Raw genomic sequence first — 23754 nt, forward strand, 5'->3', positions numbered from 1 at the left:
AGCGTTAGCCATGTCTACGCTTGAGCGTACTCCTGTCCAAACCAGAGGAACCAAGCCATTCATGCCTGATCTGGTGTTTTTTGAGCCAGACGCACTAAATTATCCCAAAGGCCAGCGTATTATGGATTGGGTCAAAGCTAAGGATATTCCGTATCGTATGACGACCTCTCACAACCGAATTACCAATTTACCAGGTGAAACTGAAGTTGAAAAGTACCGAATGGCAAAAAAGACACTGGTTGTCGGAATCCGTAAAACATTAACTTTTGACCAATCCAAACCCTCTGCCGAATATGCCATTCCTATTTCGACCGGCTGCATGGGGCACTGTCACTACTGTTATTTACAAACAACCTTGGGAGCGAAACCGTATATTCGCATCTATGTCAACACTGACGATATCATATCAGCAGCTAAAGGCTATATTGAGGAGCGAGTGCCTGAAATTACTCGTTTTGAAGCAGCTTGTACCTCTGATCCGGTTGGTTTGGAGCATATCACCGGATCGCTTGGAGACTTGATTCGTTTCATGGCAGATGAGGAATTTGGCCGACTTCGTTTTGTTACTAAATATCATCATGTGGATCCATTGCTGGATATTAAACATAATGGTCATACTCGCATCCGCTTTAGCATTAATTCCGATTATGTTATTAAACAGTTTGAACCTGCAACTTCTCGCTTCGAGGAACGTATTGAAGCAGCGGGCAAAATCGCACGGGCTGGTTATCCGCTGGGATTCATCATTGCACCCATCATTTGGTATGACGGCTGGGAAGCAGGTTACGGAGAGCTTCTGCGTAGATTGGGAGAAACCTTGCCCCAACATGCTACAAAGGATCTGACATTCGAACTAATTCAGCATCGCTTTACCAAAACATCCAAAGCGGTTATCGAGAAGCGTTACCCGAAAACCAAACTGGAAATGGACATAGAGAAACGTAAGAAAAAATGGGGCCGCTGGGGACAGAATAAATATGTTTATCCTGATGAACAGCAAAATGCACTGCGGGAATTTATTACTGAACGCATTTTTGAACATTTTCCTTTAAGTCGTATTGAATATTTCACATAACTAGCATCCAATCCGGGGTAATCCGTTGTAAAAAAAGCGTTACATCTGTCATATGATCCGTTACCAACAAAACGCCGGTGATCACAAGTAACATGCCACCTATTTGGAGAAGTATGGAAGTATAACGGGACGATAACTTAACAGAGCCTGCCAGCAAAGCCAATACAAAAAACGGAATCGCAAAACCAAGCGCGTAGCCAGTAATCAACTTGAACCACATGTGATGCTCTACTGCCGCCAAAGCGATAATAGCTGTTAGCATAGGACCGATACAGGGGGACCAGCCTGCCGCAAACCCAATTCCGATTACAAAGGAACCGGCGTATCCGGCAGGCTTCCATGTCCAGCGCAGCTTATGCTCTCTCATTAGAAACAATGGACGGACGAAACCAAGAGATACCAGACCCATGAGTATAATAAGCAGCCCTGCTACGATTCTTAGCGTATCCCCATAATTGGCAAACCATTCTCCGAGCAACCCGACACTTGCCCCCAGTGAATAGAAAACAACCGAAAAGCCTAATACAAAAGCAAGTGTGTGCCCCATCGTACGATAGCGAATTTCTGCCTTGTGCCGTCCTTCAGCCAGTTCACGTGCCGACATTCCTGTTATATACGATAAATATGATGGATATAGTGGCAAGCAGCACGGTGAAAAAAAAGAAACCAGTCCGGCAACGATGGCCAACCCGGCGTTGACATCTGACATCATTATTTCCTCCCACCTGTCTTAGTGAACACGCAGAGCAGATACAAGCCCTGCCTACTAAAACATACGTATAAACAGAGAAAAATATGATGCAAGCCAAAAAGCGTATGCCTGGGGAGAATAACCCCAAGCATACGCTTTTTACGTTCTTTTATTTTATATAGCCTCTTATTTTACAATCGCACCATTCGGCATACCTTCCGGTACAGTGGCCAATGTAAGCTGATCCCCATGTGATGCTGCCAAAATCATACCCTGCGACAGCTCACCCCGAAGTTTTACTGGCTTAAGATTGGTCACACAGATCACCTTACGCCCAATGATATCTTCAGGGGTATAAAATTTTGCAATTCCCGACACCACCTGCCGCTGCTCATAGCCAAGATCGAGCTGTAGCTTTAACAGTTTATCAGCCTTCTTCACAGGCTCACAGGCAACAACCTGAGCAACGCGCAGCTCTACCTTGGCAAAATCCTCAATGCCAATCTCTTCTTTCGCTTCTGGTGCTTCCTGGCTCGCCTCAGATGCATTCAGCGGTTGAGCTTGTGTCGCAGCTTCCTCCAGTTTCTTACCTCCAGTCATTGCTTCTACAATAAAAGCAACCTCTTGCTCAGAGTCCAGACGAGGGAAGATCGGATTCCCTTTAACCAACTGCGTTCCTTCTGGAATACGCCCAAATTGCTTACCGCTATCCCATGTAGTCAGCTCTCCTTGACGAATACCGAGTTGTTCCCAAATTTGGTGAGGCGCACGTGTCAAGAAAGGCTGAAGTAAAATGGAAGCAATACGCAAGCTTTCTACCAAATGCACCATAACAGATGCCAATTCGCTACGTTTTGCCTCATCCTTAGCCAGACTCCACGGTTGAGTCTCGTCAATATACTTGTTGCTGCGGCTAATAAATTGGCTAATCGCCGTTAAAGCCACGGAAAATTCCATATTTTCCATAGCTTCTTCAACTTTACTATAAGTCGATGTTGCCATATCTACCAAAGTTGCGTCGAATGAGGTAACTTTGGCTTCATAAGCGGGAACTTTACCGTCAAAATATTTGTCTACCATCGCTACAGTACGATTCAACAAGTTGCCCAGATCATTGGCCAAATCTGAATTTACACGATCTACAAAACTTTCAGGTGTGAATGTTCCATCCGCTCCAAATGGCACCTCGCGCAGCAAGTAGTACCGAAGTTGATCCAGACCATAACGGTCAATCAACGTTACCGGGTCTACCACATTGCCTTTAGATTTCGACATTTTACCATCTTTCATGAGTAACCAACCATGTGCAAATACTTTTTTAGGCAACGGAAGATCCAGTGCCATCAGCATGATTGGCCAATATATCGTGTGGAACCGTACAATCTCTTTCCCTACGATATGCACATTTGCTGGCCAAAATTTATCGTACAGCTCAGTATTAGAAGAGCCATACCCCAAGGCTGTGATGTAGTTGGAAAGTGCGTCAATCCACACGTATACGACATGCTTCGGGTCTCCCTTAACCTTAACTCCCCAATCAAACGTTGTACGGGAAACAGCCAGATCCTCTAGCCCCGGCTTGATGAAGTTGTTAATCATTTCTTTTTTCCGGGATTCCGGTTGGATAAACTGCGGGTTCTCTTCATAAAATTGCAGCAACCGATCAGCATACTTGCTCATGCGGAAAAAGTAGCTCTCTTCCTTGACTAGTTCTACAGGGTGTCCACTATCTGGGCTCTTACCTCCAGTGACATTGCCTTCAGCGTCCTTCACTACGTCAACGAGCTGAGTTTCTGTGTAGTAAGTCTCGTCAGGAATGCTGTACCAACCTTCATATTCTCCCTTGTAAATATCGCCTTGTTTTAATAAACGATCAAAGATTTCCTGTACGACAGCCTTATGACGTTCCTCCGTAGTACGGATAAAGTCGTCATTGGAAATGTCAAGCTTCCGCCACAGGTCTTGGATACCTGCCACAATGTCATCTACGAAACGTTGCGGCGTTTTCCCAGTTGCACTTGCCTTTTGCTCAATCTTCTGACCATGCTCATCCGTTCCTGTCAAATAACGAACCTCATAGCCCCGTAGCCTCTTATAGCGAGCCATCGCATCACCCGCTACCGTCGTGTAGGCATGACCTATATGGAGCTTGTCACTGGGATAATAGATCGGTGTTGTAATGTAAAATGTGTTCTCACTAGACATGTATGTTCCTCCTGTTTTGTTCACGGCTGCAAAAGATTTGCTACCATGATAGGTACTCCAATTCATGAATTTGACACAAATTGGGCACAAAAAAGACCCCCGCCCCTATGGGACGAGAGTCACCTCACGCGTTACCACCCAAATTCCCTGTACCCTCGCAGAATACAGGCTTCACCGGTCACATCTGACCGCCCATTAACGCTGGATCACGCCTCTTCCTTACGATTGCCTCTTGAACACAGCTTCACTGTGGCAAATACGCTCGAAAAAGGTTCCTCCAGGACCATATTCAGGCTTCACTCCAGACCGGTTTTCAGCTAACTCCGGCTCTCTGTACTGGACGACTTACCTTACTCATCCCTTCACAGGAAAACAATATTAACCAAAATATAACCAAATCGGCATGGCGCTGTCAAGTCAGACCCTTCTCGGTATGGGTAGCCAAACGATCTTTGTCAGACTTATCTACCCCTTTTTTTGCAGGAGGGACCAAATCTACGCCGCCGGGATGAAATGGATGGCATTTAGCTATACGCTTTGCAGCCAGCCATGAGCCTTTGACTGCACCATGCACTTCTACCGCCTCCAGCGCATACGCCGAACACGTCGGATAGAACCTGCAGCTAGCAGGTTTTAATGGGGAAATGTAAGCACGATAAAACTGAATCGGAGCCTGTACCACTCTGCGTGTGGTGATTTTCATTTCAGTAGCCCCCGTGGCTGTGAGTGTGACTGCTCGTCTGTTTGAAACCCCCGTCCGAATTACTCTCAGTATGCCCATTCTTCTGCTGGCAGTCTTTGCAATAACCAAAAATTTCAAACTTATGCTCGACGATTTGGAATTGATCTGTTGTATCTGTCATTTGCATTGGACAAAAAGAAATCGGCAATGTTTTCTGACAACTCAAGCAAATCATATGGTGGTGGTGGTGATGTTCATTACAGCTCACCTTGAACTTCATTCCATCCTCAAAAGATACCTGCTCCAGTACACCCAATTCCTGCATTACACGCAGATTGCGATAAACTGTATCAAAGCTAAGTCCGCTGTACTTCTTACCCATATATTCATAAACGTCTTTGGGGGACAGATACCCTTCATTCTCGGAAAACAACGTGGCCAACGTCTTGCGCTGATCTGTAATACGCAGCCCCTGAGCGGACATTGTTGCGATAATCTCATCCTTTGTCAGCATGCGTTTCACCCTCCCCTGTCTATAGTTTCAGGTTTTCTGATGCAGGCTTAGGCTTGCATCTATTCATTATACCACGATTAAAGTCAATATTATAAGAGATATTCGTGCTACTCATAAGAAAAAGACGTTCTCCAGTGCTGCAACCAAGTTCGCAACGGGAGAACGCCTATATTCTGTAAGTGACATCGACTTTTAAAACGGTGAATGATGAGACTCAAGTGGTCTAAGCCGGTAAACAGCACCGGTTATTTCAAATTAATTTTTAATAGCTGGTAAAGGCATAACTACTACGGAAACTGGCAGATTACTACCAGCAGCTGCAGTGAAATACATCTCTACACTCTCTTCGATATGACCTGTGCGATACAGTACACTCATTTCATTCGGAGCCCATACAGAACCATTTGTCGGTATACCCACAACCTGATTGTTAACCATCGCATAGCCGGAATATTCGCCTCCCCGCGGGTTAAACGTAATCAGTGAATATGGCGCTACATGGTCCAACTTAACCTTATATACAACACCAAAGTTACCGGCATTGGAAGCAGAAGAACCGTCCAGACCGTCGGTACCAATCAGGTTCGGGTCTACCTTATTATCACCAAGAACGATACGTTGAGCTGTTTTACCAACCTCTTCGGTATAATTGAGTGAAATATCCGAATTTGCGTACGTTCCACGGTTATGAATACCGTCCTTAGGCAGTTTTGCCAGAGTAGGCAACGCAGTCAACGGATCTACATTTGCATCCAGCACAACCACCGTATATTGAATAGGTTGATCCGTATACAAATCAGATAACAAAGAAATAACTTGTTTTTGCTTGATTTTTTGCGCGTTCAAATCTTCCAAAATAACACGGCTTTCGCCTGGGTTCAGAACCGTGCTGGAACGTTTGCTTCCGTCCAGCATAGATTGAAAATACCGTTGAATCGAAACTTTACCCGCAGCTGTGGCAAATTCAGATGGTCCAGCAAAACCGGAATTTTCAACATTTATGTTGGTTGGAGCAAGATTGTTGTTCGTCGCAATCACGTACATCTTCACATCTCGACCTGTTTCGTTAACATGATGGACGAGTATGCGTGTGCTGCCTGAGCCGGTTTCCTGATACACGATACCATCCTGGAACACACGCTCTGGGCTGTTAGCACGAATCAGAAGACGTGGTGAAGAAGTGCTTGTCACCGGAATAGTGGCCATAGTAGGCACTTGGCTGCCATCTACACTGTATTTATCGCCATATGGCGTGAAAATTTTGTTGAAATCATCTTCGTTGTATAGCAGTTCATTCGTAATTTTAATTGTTTCACTTTTTTCATTTGTTAAGCCGTGCTTATCAGTCACGGTCAGGGTAATTGTTACATCTCCTGGTTGGAAGAAAGCAAGTTTTTTATTCACCCAATCGCGCTTAGTAATAGCATTCTCATCATCAGTACTCAGGTCGGTAATAGTGATTTTTTCACCCATCTTGTATTCTTTTTTATCCGTTGTAAACAGAGCCACTGGCGGCTGGTTTGGTGGTCTTACTGTAATTGTTACTGAGTAAGGATCACTCCAGTTCCCAGCAGAGTCAAGAACGGAATAGGTAACTACATATGTACCCGGCTCCTGAAATACGTCCTGCTTCCCTTCCCAACGTTGATTTACAATCGGAAGACCTGTAGGAGAAGATTCCTTGGTCAAATACGTAACTTGGGTTTCACCCGCGTAGATATCCTTTTGCTGAACCGTAAAAGAAGCTTTTGGTTTCTGATTCAAATCCATGATAACTTGTTTAGTTGTATTATTCACGGTATAAGGAATATTTAAGGCCTGTGTAATCGAGGTCAACGGCACCATAAATACGTTCTTTTGCTGGAAAGCCGGCCCCTTCATTTGTCTAGCTTCACCATTAACCGTATAAACCTTGCTGTCTGTTTTGAAGCGCAGAACATTTGTTCCTTGGGTGATTACGGTTTCTTTAGTGGCAGTGTCATAGCTAAACTGCAATCCGACACGACTGACAAGAGAACGGATAGCTACATAGGAAACTCCGTCTTTGACTGTCATCGGCTGAGTTGCTGTATATACCTGTCCGTTTTGTTCCATTTTAGCACTGTTCAAATACAAAATCAGTTGATTCGCATTCATGGATGTTGGAGCTCCACCAGGATTGGTAATCGTTCCGTCTCCACCGTATACATCATTGGTTACGTTCGATCCGTTAGTAGTATCTGTAGGCAGACCAGTCAATGGATCATTGGATACACCTGTGTTATTAGGTGTTACCGTATTATTTTGTGTGCTTGTTCCATCTTGATCTCCGATACTATTCTGAACGCCGGAATCAGCAACATTGGTCTGAGCCTGCTGTGCGCTAACCGAATCGGTGGATTGAACGGTTGTTGATGCTGCTTCTGCTCCTACAGGGGCTACCGCAGCCACCTGAGCTACCGCCAGAGCGGTGAGCATGGTCCATTTCTTGAAATTCATTGTCTGTCTCCTTCTATCCCCAAATTATTATCATTCCCGTGAAAAGTCATACTATTAGACGCGCCAGTTGCTAAAAAGTTTCAGGAAATTTTGACGATCATGAAAAAAAGGGAACTTTCTCCTGTGACTGCAAAAATTCAACAACAAAAAACCGCCGTCCATCTGATCTGATGTGGCGGCGGCTTCACAACCTGAAAGTAGTTCTGATCTATTTACATTATGATGGACGACAGGCAGTATTCGTTCCTGCAGTCTCCAGACGACCCTCTTCAATGAGTCGATAAGCGCGTTGAACTTCTTCATCTGTAGGGGACGGAACTCCCTCCAGCGGATACGCCTTACCGAGCATTTCCCATTTGTAAACACCCATTTGATGGTAAGGTAAAATTTCGAATTTTTCGACTCCGTTCAACGTTCCAATGAACCGTCCCAAATTTAGTAGATCTTGCTCGTCATCATGAATACCCGGTACAAATACATGTCTAATCCACATCTTGCGCCCTTGCTCAGACAACCATCGGGCCGTACTTAACATACGGTCGTTAGACTTGCCTGTAAGCTTAATATGCTTGTCGTTATCGATGTGCTTAATATCCAGTAACACCAAATCCGTTACGTCCAGCAGATCATGGATACGACCTGCATCATTAAAGCCGTTACTGTCCAATGTCGTATGCAAATTCCAGCGACGCTTCACTTCCCTGAACAGCTCTGCTACAAAATGAGCTTGCAGTGTCGGTTCTCCACCAGATACGGTTAATCCGCCTCCCGAAGAGCGGTAATAGGCTAAATACGGCTCAATCTCAGCCAATACTTCTTCTAGCGTCATCGGATTACCTTCATTCAAGGCCCAAGTGTCCGGATTATGGCAATATTGACATTTTAACAAGCATCCTTGCATAAAGAGCACGAAGCGGATGCCGGGACCATCGACGGTCCCGAAGGTTTCCAATGAGTGTATGTGACCTTTCAACATGTTGCATCATCCTTCCCGCATCCGCTATGCGTGCGTCAGTGTATTATTTGATACATAAAACTTATTTACATTGTACCGTGGAAAGTACGGTTAATAACATCCAATTGTTGCTCACGAGTCAGCTTGATAAAGTTAACGGCATAGCCGGAAACACGAATCGTAAGTTGTGGATAGTTTTCTGGGTGCTCCATTGCATCCAAAAGTTGTTCACGAGCAAACACATTGACATTCAGATGATGTGCGTGGCTTCCAAAATAGCCATCCATCATCGAAACAAGGTTTGTTTTGCGTGTTTCTTCTTCTTTACCCAGTGCTTTAGGCACGATAGAGAAGGTATTCGAAATACCATCTAAGCTGTGTTCATAAGGCAATTTGGCTACGGAACTCAGAGATGCCAGAGCACCTTTTTTATCACGACCATGCATCGGGTTTGCACCTGGTGCGAACGGTTCGCCTGCTTTACGTCCATCAGGTGTTGTACCTGTTTTCTTACCATATACCACGTTGGAAGTAATAGTCAGTACTGATTGAGTAGGAACCGCATTACGATAAGCTTTATGTTTGCGGATCATGCTCATGAAGCTTTCTACCAGTTCTACAGCGATAGTATCTACGCGGTCATCGTTGTTACCGTAGCAAGGGTATTCGCCTTCGATTTCAAAGTCAACAGCAATTCCTTTTTCGTTACGAATTGGTTTAACTTTTGCATATTTAATGGCGCTCAAGGAGTCGGTAGCAACTGACAGACCCGCAATACCACAAGCCATGGTACGCAGAATATCACGGTCATGCAACGCCATTTCAATGCGTTCGTAGCTATATTTATCATGCATATAGTGAATAACATTCAAAGTGTTCATGTACAGTTTTGCCAGCCATTCCATCATAGGTTTGAAACGGCTCAACACTTCTTCGTAATCCAGCACTTCGCTTGTAATGGCTGGGAACTCAGGTCCTACTTGAACGCCGGATTTTTCATCCTTACCACCGTTAATGGCATACAGCAGAGCTTTTGCCAAGTTGGCACGAGCACCAAAGAATTGCATTTGTTTACCAATTCTCATGGCGGATACACAACAAGCAATACCATAATCATCGCCGTAGATTGGACGCATCAAATCGTCATTTTCATATTGAATGGAGCTAGTTTCAATAGAAACTTTTGCACAATATTTTTTAAAGCCCTCAGGCAGTTTTTCTGACCACAGTACAGTCAAGTTAGGCTCTGGAGCAGGTCCTAAGTTGTACAGTGTGTGCAAGAAGCGGAAGCTGTTTTTGGTAACACGAGTTTCTCCAGTGACAGACATACCACCAATGGATTCTGTTACCCAAGTTGGGTCACCACTGAACAGTTCGTTGTAGTCAGGTGTACGCAGGAACTTAACAATACGCAGTTTCATAACAAAATGATCGACCAGTTCCTGAGCTTGTTCTTCGTTCATCGTACCTTCCTCAAGATCACGTTGAGTATAGATATCAAGGAATGAAGATACACGTCCCAAGGACATTGCTGCACCATTTTGTTCTTTAATCGCTGCGAGATATCCAAAATATACCCATTGGAAAGCTTCTTTTGCATTGTTAGCTGGTTTAGAAATATCAAAACCGTGCTCAGCAGCCATTTGTTTCAATTCATTCAAAGCACGAATTTGTTCAGAAATTTCTTCACGTAGACGGATTACGTCTTCTTCCATGGAATCAACTTCAAGGCTTTTCAATTGAAGTTTTTTATCTTGGATCAAGAAGTCTGCACCATACAGAGCTACGCGACGATAGTCACCGATTATACGACCACGACCATATGCATCTGGCAAACCAGTAATGATACCAGCTTTACGAGCTGCTCTCATTTCATCTGTATAAGCGTCAAATACACCTTGGTTGTGTGTTTTACGAATATGAGTGAAAATGTCAACAATGCTTTGTGGCACTTCAAAACCATAGGCTTTGCAAGCGTCGATCATCATCCGAATTCCACCAAACGGCTGCAAAGAACGTTTGAATGGAGCATCTGTTTGTACACCGACAATTTGTTCTTTGTCCCGGTCCAAATAGCCCGGTTTATGTGAAATAATGGTGGATGGCGTATTTACGTCTACATCAAGCACGCCGCCGTTTGCCAACTCTTTTTTAGTAAGATCAGATACAATTTCCCACAATGCAGTTGTATTGGCGGTAGGACCAACCAAAAATTCTTCATTGCCAACATAAGGTGAGATATTGGTTTCAATAAAATCGTTGACGTTAACTTCTCTAGTCCATTTTCCTTTTTTAAAACCTCTCCAGCCAGATTGTTGCTCTTGTAATTCTCTCTCAATCACCGACATGTAAATCCCTCCAAATTGTTTGGTCTTCCGGACTTGTGATTTTTTTCACGTTTAAACTATTTCTTGAGCCCGGCCTTTTCACCGATGCCTTACGCTCAGTGTCGGGACCTTTCTTACACTCTTATTGTAGAATAATGATAGAGTGTAGTATGTGACATAAATCACAATACGAGTGATTTATGTCACTTTATTTTCCCTAGCTTCACGCCTATACCTTCAGCCTCGCCGCTCACCTCCCTTCCCAAACCAAGAGGCCCTCTATATAGAGAGCCTGCATTGGTATTGTATAGGAAAATGCTTTGTTACAAGCCTCTTCATACTATTATATTATTGATCAAAGCGTCCGTAGAAGGCATTGCGGTATACATCAGCCAATTCAGTAACCAGCGGCAGCTTTGGATTTGCAGTTGTACATTGATCCTCAAAAGCGCGGTCAGCCAGATAATCTACACGTGATTCAAAGTCTTTTGGATCGAATCCGAGTTGTTGGAACGATTCCTCGATACCGAGTGTTTTGTTCAACTTACGGATCGCGTCAATTAAGCTGTTAACCCCTTCTTCAGTGGTACGTGCAGGCAGTCCCAGTATGCGTGCAATTTCTGCATAGCGCTCATCTGCAACAAAGTGCGAATATTTAGGGAACGAAGCAAATTTTGTCGGTTTTTTCGCATTGTAGCGAATAACGTGCGGCAGCAAGATAGCATTCGTGCGGCCATGCGCCGTATGGTATTGTCCGCCCCATTTATGTGCAAGACTGTGGTTAATACCCAAGAATGCATTAGCAAACGCCATACCTGCAAGTGTAGAAGCATTATGCATTTTTTCGCGAGCCAACTTGTCGCCGATCAGAGCCGATTGCTCCAGGTATTGGAATACCAGTTGAATGGCTTTAATTGCCAGACCATCTGTGTAATCATTGGCCATTACAGACACGTAAGCCTCGATAGCATGTGTCAGAACGTCCATACCTGTATCGGCTACAGCTGTTTTAGGCAGCGAATATACAAACACAGGGTCAATAATTGCCACATCAGGAGTCAACTCATAGTCAGCCAGCGGATACTTCGTGTTGCCCAGGTTTTTGTCTGTAATTACTGCAAACGATGTGACTTCCGAACCTGTACCCGAGGTTGTAGGGATAGCTACAAATTGTGCTTTTTGACCCAGACGTGGGTACTTGTAAATCCGTTTACGAATATCCATGAATTTTTGCTTCAAGTTATTGAAATCAGTATCCGGATATTCATAGAACATCCACATGCCTTTAGCAGCATCCATTGGCGAACCGCCGCCGAGTGCGATGATGCAATCCGGTTGGAAACGTCTCATCATTTCAGTACCACGCTCTACCGTAACTGTCGATGGATCTGGCTCAACTTCAGAGAACACTTCAATCGCAACTGGTGTTTGGCGCTGGTGCAAATAATGAATGACGCGGTCCACATATCCGAGTTTCACCATCATAGGGTCAGTGATAATGGCTACACGTGTGATATCAGGCATTTTAGCAAGATACTGTGTCGAATTTTTCTCAAAATAAATTTTGGAAGGTACTTTGAACCATTGCATATTCACCGTCCGTTTCGCCACCCTTTTCACATTAATCAAGTTAACTGCAGATACGTTCGACGAAGTCGAGTTACGACCGTACGAACCGCAACCAAGTGTCAACGAAGGAAGGTTGGTGTTGTAAATATCACCGATTGCACCATGTGTGGAAGGTGCATTTACAATGATACGACCTGTTTGCAAACGGTTTGCAAAGCGAGCGATAACGTCCTCATCTTGCGAATGGATAGCTGACGAGTGACCCATACCGCCGAACTCTACAACTTCAGCAGCACGTTGGATACCTTGCTCTGCATTTTTCACTTTGTAGCAAGCCAATACCGGACTCAATTTTTCCGCAGATAATGGGAATTTGGTTCCTACTCCTTCAATTTCAGCGACCAAAATTTTTGTTCCTGCCGGTACTGTAATGCCGCTCATTTCAGCTATTTTTACAGCAGACTGTCCGACGATGGCCGGGTTCACTGCACATTTTTCTACATTCATAGCCCCTTGAGTGAGCTTAGCTGCTTCTTCTTTATTTACAAAGTAGCAACCATTAGCAATCATCAATTTCTTCACTTGCTCGAAGATAGGCTCTTCGATAATTACGGCTTGTTCCGAAGCACAAATCATACCGTTATCAAAAGATTTAGAAAGGATAAGGTCGTTCACGGCCTGTTTGATATCGGCTGTTTTTTCAATAAAGCAAGGTACGTTACCAGGACCTACGCCAAGTGCAGGTTTACCACAGCTATAAGCTGCCTTAACCATGCCTGATCCGCCAGTTGCCAAAATCAATGCCACATCAGGGTGGTTCATCAGTACATTTGTTTTATCCATCGAAGGTGCTTCAATCCATTGGATGCAATCCGCTGGAGCACCATGTTTAACAGCTGCTTCAAGCAATACGCGGGCTGCTTCCGCACTACACGATTGAGCAGATGGATGGAAGCCGAAAATGATTGGGTTACGTGTTTTAATGGCAATTAACGCTTTGAACATCGTAGTCGAAGTCGGGTTTGTTACTGGAGTAATCCCCATGATGATACCGACTGGCTCTGCAATCTTTTGGAAGCTATCGAAATCATTATCTTCAATGACACCAACGGTCTTCTCATTTTTGATGCTGTGATAGATATATTCTGTTGCAAACATGTTTTTGGTGATTTTGTCCTCGTACACACCGCGTCCTGTTTCTTCAACAGCCAACTTCGCTAGGTGCATGTGCTTATCCATCCCTGCGAGTGCCATAGCTTGTACGATTCCGTCAATCTGCTCCTGATTCATACTCATGAAAGCTTGCTGTGCCCGGTTCGCCCGGTCAATCAGCGTTTGAATATACTGCTCTGCGCTTTGCTCTTTTTGGATAACCTCGTTTTTAACAGCCATTTCCCTCATCCTCCTGTTATCTCGTGTACTATCTCTTGTTCACGCACTGATCGTAACACAGCTTTTCAAGATATTTTGTGATTTTTTTCACAATCTATTTAAAATTTTATTTTATGAAGTGAATTAAATCACAAAGTTTGGAATTCTGCCACTTTTACCCCCTCTTCTTGCCCCAAAAACTCATTGCACAGGTATATAATGAATTTGAATTGATCAAGTTGCAGATAAAATAACATAGGATACAAAGGGGAAATGGACGATGAGAAACCCTACAAATGTAATGGAAGCCCGCGGCAACACCTGTTGCTTCTCGGAGGCCAGCTTCAACCGGCTGCAAGTGATGATGAAAGATCGAGTCATGCCAGAAAGTTCGCATCTGTTCTGGGAAGGAGATACAGCGGATAAGCTGTTTTATATTAAGCGCGGTCGCGTAAAAGTAACCAAAACAACGGATGAGGGCAAGGAACTTATTCTATATATGTATCAAAGCGGCGATCTTGTTGGTCAAGCTGATCCTTTCTTCGGTACCAAGCATTCCTTTTCTGCTGAAGTTCTAGAGGACAGTGATATTGGCGTAATCGATCATACAGATCTGGAGCTGCTTATTTGCCAGCATTGTGATTTTGCGATTGACTTTATGAAATGGATGGGATCGCATCATCGCATTACTCAGACCAAGTTCCGCGATTTGATGATGTACGGCAAGCCTGGCGCTCTATGTTCCACACTCATCCGACTATGCAACACCTATGGTGAGCCTCACGGCGACTATATCCTGATTCATAAAAAGATTACTCATACTGACTTATCAAATATGATCGGTGCTACCCGGGAAAGCGTAAATCGGATGCTCAGTGATCTGCGTAAGAAAAATGCAGTAGAATACGATAATGGTATGATTGTTGTCAAGGATTTGGAAATGCTGCAAGGTGTATGTCATTGTGAATTGTGCCCACGTGAGATTTGCCGGATATAATAAATTGTTTTTTAATGTAAAAGGGAGTGCTGTAAGCCATTATTAGCTTATAACACTCCCTAATTTTATTCCACTCCCCATTTTTTAGAGAACGGACGGGACAGTAACAAAGCACATAACTCGACCTTCTTCTGCCCTACACGCTTTAAAACTGAAAGCATAGATAACTTAAATTTCCCATCTCATAGCTTCTATGGATGACCTTAGCTTTGTTTGCAGGATTGCCACTACCCATTGCAATAAACAACGGTACAAAGTGTTCTGCTCTAGGTACGGCCTGACGAGCATATGGCGCTTCGCTTTCATAGTGATCCAAAGCTTCTATATCTCCGCTTTGCACTTTTTCGATAATCCAGTCATCAAAATCAATTGCCCAAGGCTCCGTTTTCGTTTCTCCCCATTTGACAATACGCAGATTATGGACAGTCACGCCACTGCCAATGACCAGAATATCTTGTTCTCCCAACTCACGCAACACCTCACCAATGGCAAATTGTGCTTTGGGCGAGAGGTACGGATTTACGGAAATCTGAACTACCGGAATGTCTGCCTCAGGATACATACGATGCAACAATGTCCAGGAACCATGATCCAGTCCCCTCACCCGATCAGTTTGTACATCGATGCCCTTTTGTTCATATAACTTTTTCAACTTATTAGCTAGTTCAACAGAACCATGTGCTGGATACTTCATTTCGTACAGTTCGGGTGGGAAGCCTCCAAAATCATAAATTGTATCGTATATGTCATCCATTGAACTAATCGTTAACACTTGCGTCTCCCAGTGAGCTGTAAAGATAACAATCGCCTTAGGGTGAACGCTTTTCCCCAACTGCTCTAGAAATGCAGTGTAGTCCGTCTGTTCAATAGCAAGCATAGGTGATCCGTGGGCTAAAAATAAAGATGGTACCATTAAAAAATCCCGTTATCGCAAACAATTTATTTTATTCACTTGGTAACTTTATGTAAGCAATAATACATAAGTAATATAGTAATGTCAATATAGATGCCAGCATATACTTAAAGATCAGCAATTCTTTAAATAAAGATTGATATAGGTATAAAGTCATAGTAATATGTAACTAATAAATTTAAAAATATTATTATATCCCGATACAAAGGACTGGTTTCTATGGAGATACATACTTCGAATTGCCCAAAATGCGGTTCCGTTTTCCGTCAAAATCTTAGAAACCTGTGTAATACTTGTATTCAAGAAGAAAATATATTCTTTGACCGCTGTTCTAACTATCTATGGAAGCATCCTTCTACTCATACCCACCAACTCAGTGATGTGACTGGCACACCTATGGATTTGCTCACAGAGTGGGTAAGAGCAGGCAAATTTCCCTCCACATACAGTCAGCTTGATTATCCTTGCGAGTCCTGCCGTTCTCCCATTTATGCAGGAAGACTTTGCCACTCGTGCTTAGGCACATTTCGTTCAGCCGCCCTGGATATTCAATCCCGTGTCCCTCGCCGTACAAAAGCCGGAGTATTCTCAGTAGCAGGGCGCGCTAAAAGCTATTAAGCCGTACTGCCTACCACAAAATAAAAAAACAGCCTTTTCCTAGGAAGAGGCTGTTTTGCTATGAGAAACACTTAATGAGTTTGGTGATCATCTAATCCATTCCTCAGCCCAAAATTGAATCTGCTCCATAACCGGCTGAAGTGCACGACCTTTAGTGGTTAGCTCATATTCAATGCGGACAGGAGTTTCCGGATATACATGGCGTGTAAGAATCCCTTCATTTTCCAGATCCTTCATCCGCTCTGATAACATTTTGTCACTCATTGTGGGAATCAGATTGGAAATATCCTTAAACCGCTTGGGACCGCTCATCATGGATTGAATAATCAATCCATTCCAGCGCTTACCCAGACATGAAAAGGCGGTTTCAAAACGCGGACACATTTTTGTAAATTGCGGTTGACTCTCCAAATTTTTCACCTTCTTTTGCATTTCGGTTTGATAAAGCTTTCCTTTTGTTAGTATATATCATTTTAGCATACTTTATCCCGAAAGAAAACACTTTCTTAAATTTAATACCTGTGCTGATAAAGTTGCCATGACCAAAACTGATTATACAACAAACCAATGCAGCAGGTATATGTCTAATTCGTTAAATACAAAAAGGCGGAATCCCCAGAGGTTCCGCCTGTAAACCTGTTATTTATATAATTCATCAATATGTGATAATTGTAACTATACCAACACTCCACCAAGCGGCCTTACCGGTTCACTTCTACCATATACTGGTTTTTTATTGTTTGTCGGTGAAGCCCAACGGATGCTGTTAGCAATGACCTTCAAAATATCAGGCTGGTAATACGTCGGATAGGTCTCATGCCCTGGTCGGAAATAAAATATTTTACCACTGCCTCGATGGAAGGTGCATCCAGTTCTAAATACTTCGCCGCCTTCAAAGTTACTGATAAAGACTAGTTCATCCGGCGCAGGAATATCAAAGAACTCGCCATACATCTCTTCCTGCTCTAAGAGAATTTTGGCGTCTATTCCTTCCGCAATGGGATGTGACGGATTTACTGACCAAATAATCTCCTGCTCGCCTGCAACTCTCCATTTTAAATCACAACTGGTGCCCATCAGAGCTTTAAATGGCTTGGCGAAATGGCCTGAGTGCAATACGATGAGGCCCATTCCTTCCTGCACAAGCTTGACGACACGCGCTGTAACTTCATCGCTCACCTGATCGTGGGCTTTATGTCCCCACCACAGCAGCACATCTGTGGAATTGAGGATTTCTTCTTCCAAACCATGTTCGGTATTATCACACAAAGTAGCTGTTCGAATGGCAAAACCTTCATCTGCCAAGCCGTCAGCCAATGCTTGGTGTATGCCGTTAGGATAAATCCGTTTGGCTTCTTCATTTAACTTTTCGTTCAAAAATTCATTCCAAATGGTGACGTTAATCATCACAGTTCCCCCTATTAGGTTAGACCCACCACATCTCGCTCAGCGGTTCTTCAATCAGGACCTGGCGAAGATTATGGACAGCTTTAGTAAAGCCTTCTTCCACGGACATCAGACCGTCTTCATGCTCAATACTTACTACATAATCGTATCCAACCAGACGCAGAGCACTGATAATATCTGCCCAGGTTTTTACATCATGACCATAGCCCACAGTACGGAACTGCCATGCTCGATCTAACATATTTGTATACTCCTGCATATCGGTAAGTCCGTATTTATTAACATTGATCGGATCAATCGTCGTATCCTTGGCATGGAAATGGTGAATGGCTCCCTCTCGGCCTAAAATTTGAACCGCCTGTACGGGATCAATTCCCTGCCACCACATATGGCTTGGATCCAGATTAGCACCAATGACCTCTCCTGCCGCTTCACGCAAACGAAGCAAGGTTGCTGGTGTATGAACGGAGAAGCCCCCATGTAACTCCAGCCCTATTTTAACATGGTGATCTGCTGCAAATTTACCCGTTTCAGTCCAGTAAGGAATAATTTTATTCTCCCATTGCCACTTCAGCACTTCCTGAAAATCATTAGGCCACGGAGCCACAGGCCAGTTTGGATACTTCGCATCCTCGTGATCACCTGGACAGCCTGAGAAAGTGTTCACAACAGGAACTTCCAGCTTTTCTGCTAATCGGACGGTTTTAAGAAATGTGTCATGATCTGCCTGTGCCAAATGCTTTTGTGGATGAAGCGGATTACCATGACAGCTAAGCGCGCTAATCGTTAATCCCCGGGATTCTACTGCCTTTTTAAAATTTTTGAGCGCCGTATCGTTCTCTAGCAACTCATCAGGCTTGCAATGCTTATCTCCCGGGTTGCCACCTGTTCCGATTTCTACAGCATCCAGTCCCTGAGAAGCCACATAATCCAGCGCCTCCTCCAATGAACGTCCACCGAACAACACCATAAATACTCCAAGTTTCAAAAGAAATCCCTCCCTGTATCATATGTGAAAAAAGCTGCTTTCATTATAGTGATTGTCTATTCGGGATCATTACAAGGCTTAGTCAAAATAAACTGCTTTTCCTGTACGGGCCGATTCATAGATGGCTTCCAAAATTTCAGTAACCACCAGGGCCTGCTCCGGCTTCACAAGGAGTTCTTTGTCGTCCAGAATAGATTCAATCCACAGACGGGCTTCACGGTCTGCCTCATTTTCCGTTTCACCGGAGTAAAAGGCCACTCCTCCTGCATCCAGATCTATTTTCGTGTCAAACAAGCGGCTGTTCTTTTCTCCGTTAATACGCAACCCATCCTGCATATCTGCTCCGCCTTCGGTACCGCATAACAACGTCTTGGCTTCACCAAACTCTACAACATTTAATGCCCAGCTGGATTCCAATACAATTGTGGCTCCATTTTGCATGGTGATGAATCCAAAAGCTGAGTCCTCTACTTTAAATTCATCAGGATTCCACGGTCCAAAAGCATTTGCTGCATTTTTTCGATCTCCCAGCTTATGGAAGGTTGAACCTAGTACACTTTTAGGCTTGTAATTATCCATCAGCCAGAGTGTCAAATCAAGTGCGTGTGTGCCGATATCAATCAGCGGGCCACCACCCTGTTTCTCTTCATCCAAAAACACTCCCCAGGTGGGAACCGCACGGCGGCGTAGAGCAATGGCTTTACCAAGATAAATCTCACCAAGCTCTCCTTGCTCGACCAATTGCTTCAGATACAGACTGTCATCACGATAACGATTTTGATAAGCAATGGATAGCTTTTTGCCTGTACGGTTGGCCGCATCAAGCATTTCCCGTGCCTGCTCAGCAGTTTTAGCCATTGGCTTTTCACATAATACATGCTTACCTGCCTCAAGGGCCGCTACCGTAATTTCTGAGTGCGAGTCGTTAGGGGTACATACATGCACAACTTCAATGTCTTTATTTTCTAGCAGCTGACGATAGTCGCTATAAACTTGCGATCCTTCAGCACCATACTTTTCAGCAGCCTCTTCAGCACGTTCCTGTATAATGTCACAGAAAGCAATGATTTCTGCTCTCTTTTGCTTGGCAAGACTCGGCAAGTGTTTACCGTTAGCAATGCCCCCACAACCGATAATCCCGATCTTGAGTGTTTTAGACATGAATATTTCCTCCCTGAGCTGCGTATTGTTGGAGCCACTTCATACTGGTTTCAATGCTTTCGATTGGAGGATTTGAGCTGAAATCTTGTTCCACAACAACCCAATCCACACCTGCTTCAATAGCGGCATCTGTAATGGTCTGAAGCTGCACTTCTCCTTGGCCTAACTCTACAGTAACTGCTTTTTGCTGCTCGTCGCGTGCCATATCCTTTAAGTGAATGATAGGCAGGCGTCCACGATATCGTCCGATGTATTCCACTGGATCATAGCCCCCATAGTATACCCAACAAGTATCCATTTCGACCTGTAACAAATCATCGGGAACCGCATCATATAAAGCATCGAATACCGGGCGATCATTGATTTTCTCTGTTAGCTCAAAATCATGATTGTGATAAGCCAGTATCAACCCATGCTCCTTTACTTTTTTACCAATACGATTCAGATTAACAAAAAGGTCATCCCACTCCCGCTCTTCTTCGGTTAAATAAGGAACAATGAGGTACTTGTTGCCCAATTCTTTGTGATATGCAATTTCCTCATCCAAATGATGCAGCAAGCGGCTGTATTGTATATGAGTTCCGACAACTTCCAGATTTAGTTCATCCAAAAGCGCCCTGACATCCTTGGCACTACGCCCAAAGAAGCTATGAAACTCAACCCCTTTATAGCCCAGCTCAGCTACCTTGCGCAATGTGCCTTCAAGATCCTGTTCAAGCTCTTCCCTAACTGTGTATAATTGTAATCCTACTTTAGTCAATCCCCTTCACCTCTTCGTTAGGATGAATTTTCGTTATATCTGTTCCATTACACATACTTGCCCGCCTTTGGTATCCGCACATCTGCCGTGCATGGCTGCCAGGCACTGGCAGATAAAATGCAAGCTCCATCTCAGGCTGGTGAAGCAATTCATCCACTTTGTATACGTTTTCAACATTCAATTTATCGGCCCTCTCCTTGGCCCTCTTATCCAGTAGATCATGGGCAACTACTTCAAAGGGCGGGTTGGTTTGGAGAATTTAAAGATATACCAAGCTAGTGTTACCACAGCTGATAATCCCGGCCTTATTCGTTTTACGTCTTCACACTCCTTGGCCTCTAATATGTACTTTCTCATCTAACATGTAAGCTTTACAGTTCACATGGTATTCTATTTTGCTTTCGTTTAAAATGAATAATATGATTAAAACATGAACAATCTGGTCAATATTTGAAACAGCCATATGCCCAAAAGGAGTCATCATCATGTCTATCATTGAGCCTTGCCAGGTTCTTACCGCAGGCTATTCCTTCCACCGTAAGCCCTTTTATTCGAACCAGCCTGATGGAATCAAAAATTATTTATTCCGTCTGCAAACAGATGGACGCTGTCAAGCACGCATTGACGGGAAAATGACACGGATTGAGGCAGGTGATCTGCTGCTGTTCAATCCGACCGAGCCTTATGAACTGGATATTCACAGTGAGTTGAACCCCATGGGAGAGCAGGTTGTAGAAAGTGGGGATTATCACATTTTTTTCGGTGGCCCCTGGGTAGATGAGTGGTGGAATCATCACAAACGTCCCAACCGAATTAAGGTTCAGCTCACAGAAGCCCTGCTTGGCCTATTTCGTCAGCTCGTGTTGGAGCAGCGACGTATTTCTAATCCTTACCCGGAAATATCAAGCTATTACATACGCATTTTATGTTTGGAGTTTGACCGTATACTATCCGAGCAGCCCACTGCTACTCATCATAACTATCTTGCTTATCAGATAAAAAATTATATTGAAGAAAATGCATCATCTAATTTTAAGCTGGATGACGTGTCTTCGCACGTCGGGATCAGCGTATCCCGAGCGGTACACCTGTTTAAGGAAACGTTCGATACGAGCATTATGCAGTACACACTGGACGTCAGGCTCAACATGGCAAGGGAGCGTATCATTTTCAGTCCCATGTCACTGGAACAAGCCGCCGAATCGTCAGGATTTGCAAACTACACATACTTTCACCGTGTATTTCGTTCCCGCTTTGGTATGTCGCCCAAGGAATTCAGAATGATACACCGCGAGCAATTGTAGGAAAAAGAGAGCGTTCCCCTGAACGCTCTCTTTTTTCTAACAAATCATTTAACGGGTGCTGCTTACATACCACAATCTAATTTTTTAAGGAGCGATTGTCAGCATCACAACCGACATCGGTGGCAGTGTAACATCCAAATGCTGACCTTGCAGCTGATAAGATGTAAAGGCTTCCTTTTTCACACGCTCTGGCTGATCAAATGTATTATGTGCCTGCATATCGTCACTGGCTAAGACAACACCATTGATCTTCTTAACCTCTTCGATCCCTCTTAGCTCAAGGCTCAAATTTGCCGATTCGCCCGGATGGACATTGCATAAGCTTATATGAATAAAGCCATCTTGTGCCTTAGAGGCGGACACACTTACTTGTGGGATGGAGTCTCCATCATACTCATAATTGCCTACCTTCGCATGAATAGCCAGTGCTTGTGCATCCTGATGCACTTTGAACATTTCAAATACATGGTATGTCGGGGTCAACAGCATAGCAGGGCCTTCAGTTAGAACCATCGCTTGCAAAACGTTGACCATTTGAGCAATATTCGTCATCTGCACACGATCATGATGATTATGGAATATGTGCAGGTGTAGTCCGGCTACCAGCGCATCCCGCATCGTATTTTGCTGATACAGGAAGCCAGGATTGGTACCTGGTTCGGTCAGGAACCAAGTTCCCCATTCATCGACGATCAGCCCAACCCGTTTGTCAGGATCATATTGGTCCATAATGGCAGAGTGGCGAGTAATCAATTCATCCATGTGCAATGATTTTTTCATCGTCTCAAACCATTCTGCTTCATCAAAACCGACTGCGCGTCGTTTCCCTTCCCAACTCCCCGGTATTGTGTAGTTGTGTAGACTCAAACCGTCCATAAGGTGCCCGGCTTCGCGCATCAGTACTTCGGTCCAACGATAATCATCCACATTCGCCCCACCAGCTATTCGATAAATGCGATTCTCTCCATAATTACGGACATATGTCTGATAGCGGCGATACAGGTCAGCATAATATTCCGGGCGCATGTTACCGCCACAACCCCAGTTTTCGTTACCAACTCCAAAATATTTGAGCTTCCATGGTTTCTCACGACCGTTTTCCTGACGCCATGCAGCCATAGGGGACTCCCCGTCAAAGGTCATGTACTCTACCCACTCCGACATTTCCTGCACTGTACCACTGCCTACATTCCCACAGATATACGGCTCTGCATTCAATAGCTCACACAATTGGAAAAACTCATGTGTACCAAAATGGTTATTTTCAATCACACCGCCCCAGTGCGTATTTACCATTCTTTTGCGGTTTTCTTTCGGTCCGATCCCATCTTTCCAATGATATTCATCGGCAAAACAGCCCCCTGGCCAACGCAGCACAGGAATGTTCAGCTGTTTGAGCGCTTCCACCACATCATTTCGAATTCCGTCAGTGTTAGGGATTGGAGAGTCCTGTCCCACCCATAAACCTTCATAAATGCATCGTCCAAGATGCTCGGCAAATTGCCCATAAATATTTTTATTAATAACGCCCTGTTCCCAATCGGTATTTACAATAACAGAACCCTTCACCACAAAACCTCCCAAACATTAAAATTGTTGAAGTATCACAAAAATGATTACGTTTTCATAACCGCATAAATTACACTCACACTACCGTTCTCTTTTCGAACTCTAATATTACACATTGTCACACCTAACAATCCTTTTATTAATATAAATATTAATAATTAAACAAAAAC

19 protein-coding genes are annotated in these 23754 nt (G+C 44.0%); 3 read left to right on the forward strand and 16 right to left on the reverse strand.

The window, feature by feature from the left end; all coding sequences use genetic code 11:
- Positions 1–10 precede the first annotated feature (10 nt).
- Positions 11–1075, forward strand: coding sequence for a spore photoproduct lyase (gene splB / locus ACU1JV_RS02580; RefSeq protein ID WP_058829768.1), 1065 nt, complete (start codon positions 11–13; stop codon positions 1073–1075).
- On the opposite strand, the gene ACU1JV_RS02585 is transcribed toward splB, so the two are convergent.
- The 8 genes from ACU1JV_RS02585 to adhE all read right to left on the reverse strand — a co-directional run bounded on the left by ACU1JV_RS02585 (position 1068) and on the right by adhE (position 13888).
- Entirely contained in the window at positions 1068–1784 is a 717-nt protein-coding gene (locus tag ACU1JV_RS02585; protein WP_058829769.1) for a cytochrome c biogenesis CcdA family protein, read from the reverse strand. The genes splB and ACU1JV_RS02585 overlap by 8 nt on opposite strands.
- 168 nt (positions 1785–1952) lie before the next feature.
- Positions 1953–3971, reverse strand: a complete 2019-nt coding sequence (metG, locus tag ACU1JV_RS02590; RefSeq protein WP_058829770.1) for a methionine--tRNA ligase — start codon at positions 3969–3971, stop codon at positions 1953–1955.
- A gap of 412 nt (positions 3972–4383) precedes the next feature.
- The gene (gene yidD, locus ACU1JV_RS02595; RefSeq protein WP_058829771.1) at positions 4384–4674 is read right to left on the reverse strand and encodes a membrane protein insertion efficiency factor YidD; all 291 of its coding nucleotides are present in this window, start codon (positions 4672–4674) and stop codon (positions 4384–4386) included.
- A 1-nt stretch (position 4675) separates the two neighbouring features.
- Positions 4676–5167 carry a Fur family transcriptional regulator gene (locus ACU1JV_RS02600; RefSeq protein ID WP_016822309.1) on the reverse strand — a complete coding sequence of 164 codons (492 nt, stop codon included), beginning with the start codon at positions 5165–5167 and terminating at the stop codon, positions 4676–4678.
- A gap of 255 nt (positions 5168–5422) precedes the next feature.
- A complete protein-coding gene (locus ACU1JV_RS02605) occupies positions 5423–7645 on the reverse strand; it encodes a copper amine oxidase N-terminal domain-containing protein (RefSeq protein ID WP_413986586.1) in 2223 nt (740 codons plus the stop codon).
- A gap of 217 nt (positions 7646–7862) precedes the next feature.
- Positions 7863–8621 carry a pyruvate formate-lyase-activating protein gene (pflA, locus tag ACU1JV_RS02610; RefSeq protein WP_413986587.1) on the reverse strand — a complete coding sequence of 253 codons (759 nt, stop codon included), beginning with the start codon at positions 8619–8621 and terminating at the stop codon, positions 7863–7865.
- Between the two features lie 65 nt (positions 8622–8686).
- Positions 8687–10948, reverse strand: coding sequence for a formate C-acetyltransferase (pflB, locus tag ACU1JV_RS02615; RefSeq protein ID WP_013371804.1), 2262 nt, complete (start codon positions 10946–10948; stop codon positions 8687–8689).
- A gap of 327 nt (positions 10949–11275) precedes the next feature.
- On the reverse strand, positions 11276–13888 hold the full coding sequence (gene adhE / locus ACU1JV_RS02620) for a bifunctional acetaldehyde-CoA/alcohol dehydrogenase (protein WP_013371805.1): 2613 nt from the start codon (positions 13886–13888) through the stop codon (positions 11276–11278).
- A gap of 259 nt (positions 13889–14147) precedes the next feature.
- Here adhE and ACU1JV_RS02625 point away from each other — a divergent pair, with 259 nt between their 5' ends.
- Complete coding sequence (locus ACU1JV_RS02625) at positions 14148–14864, forward strand: Crp/Fnr family transcriptional regulator (RefSeq protein WP_014599995.1); 717 nt, start codon at positions 14148–14150, stop codon at positions 14862–14864.
- Between the two features lie 145 nt (positions 14865–15009).
- Here the strand turns inward: ACU1JV_RS02625 and ACU1JV_RS02630 are convergent, their stop codons facing one another.
- From ACU1JV_RS02630 to ACU1JV_RS02660, 7 genes are all read right to left on the reverse strand, one after another.
- Positions 15010–15777: a DODA-type extradiol aromatic ring-opening family dioxygenase gene (locus ACU1JV_RS02630; RefSeq protein ID WP_413986588.1), complete on the reverse strand. Its 768-nt coding sequence runs from the start codon at positions 15775–15777 to the stop codon at positions 15010–15012.
- A gap of 705 nt (positions 15778–16482) precedes the next feature.
- Entirely contained in the window at positions 16483–16827 is a 345-nt protein-coding gene (locus tag ACU1JV_RS02635; RefSeq protein ID WP_013371810.1) for a winged helix-turn-helix transcriptional regulator, read from the reverse strand.
- A 243-nt stretch (positions 16828–17070) separates the two neighbouring features.
- On the reverse strand, positions 17071–17802 hold the full coding sequence (locus ACU1JV_RS02640; protein WP_413986589.1) for a ThuA domain-containing protein: 732 nt from the start codon (positions 17800–17802) through the stop codon (positions 17071–17073).
- 19 nt (positions 17803–17821) lie between these two features.
- Positions 17822–18790 (reverse strand): sugar phosphate isomerase/epimerase family protein, encoded by a 969-nt coding sequence (locus tag ACU1JV_RS02645; protein ID WP_013371812.1) that lies wholly within the window; start codon positions 18788–18790, stop codon positions 17822–17824.
- 78 nt (positions 18791–18868) lie between these two features.
- Positions 18869–19951 (reverse strand): Gfo/Idh/MocA family protein, encoded by a 1083-nt coding sequence (locus ACU1JV_RS02650; RefSeq protein ID WP_013371813.1) that lies wholly within the window; start codon positions 19949–19951, stop codon positions 18869–18871.
- On the reverse strand, positions 19944–20711 hold the full coding sequence (locus ACU1JV_RS02655; protein WP_413986590.1) for a sugar phosphate isomerase/epimerase family protein: 768 nt from the start codon (positions 20709–20711) through the stop codon (positions 19944–19946). The genes ACU1JV_RS02650 and ACU1JV_RS02655 overlap by 8 nt, the downstream gene beginning before the upstream one ends.
- Positions 20704–20892 carry a hypothetical protein gene (locus ACU1JV_RS02660; protein ID WP_413986591.1) on the reverse strand — a complete coding sequence of 63 codons (189 nt, stop codon included), beginning with the start codon at positions 20890–20892 and terminating at the stop codon, positions 20704–20706. Before ACU1JV_RS02660 ends, ACU1JV_RS02655 begins: the two co-directional genes overlap by 8 nt.
- Positions 20893–21196: 304 nt before the next feature.
- On the opposite strand from ACU1JV_RS02660, the gene ACU1JV_RS02665 reads away from it, so the two are divergent.
- A complete protein-coding gene (locus ACU1JV_RS02665; protein WP_016822319.1) occupies positions 21197–22015 on the forward strand; it encodes an AraC family transcriptional regulator in 819 nt (272 codons plus the stop codon).
- A gap of 84 nt (positions 22016–22099) precedes the next feature.
- Here ACU1JV_RS02665 and ACU1JV_RS02670 read toward each other — a convergent pair whose 3' ends face one another.
- A complete protein-coding gene (locus ACU1JV_RS02670) occupies positions 22100–23584 on the reverse strand; it encodes an alpha-N-arabinofuranosidase (RefSeq protein ID WP_413986592.1) in 1485 nt (494 codons plus the stop codon).
- Positions 23585–23754 lie beyond the last annotated feature (170 nt).

The sequence above is a fragment of the Paenibacillus sp. T2-29 genome (assembly GCF_052921365.1).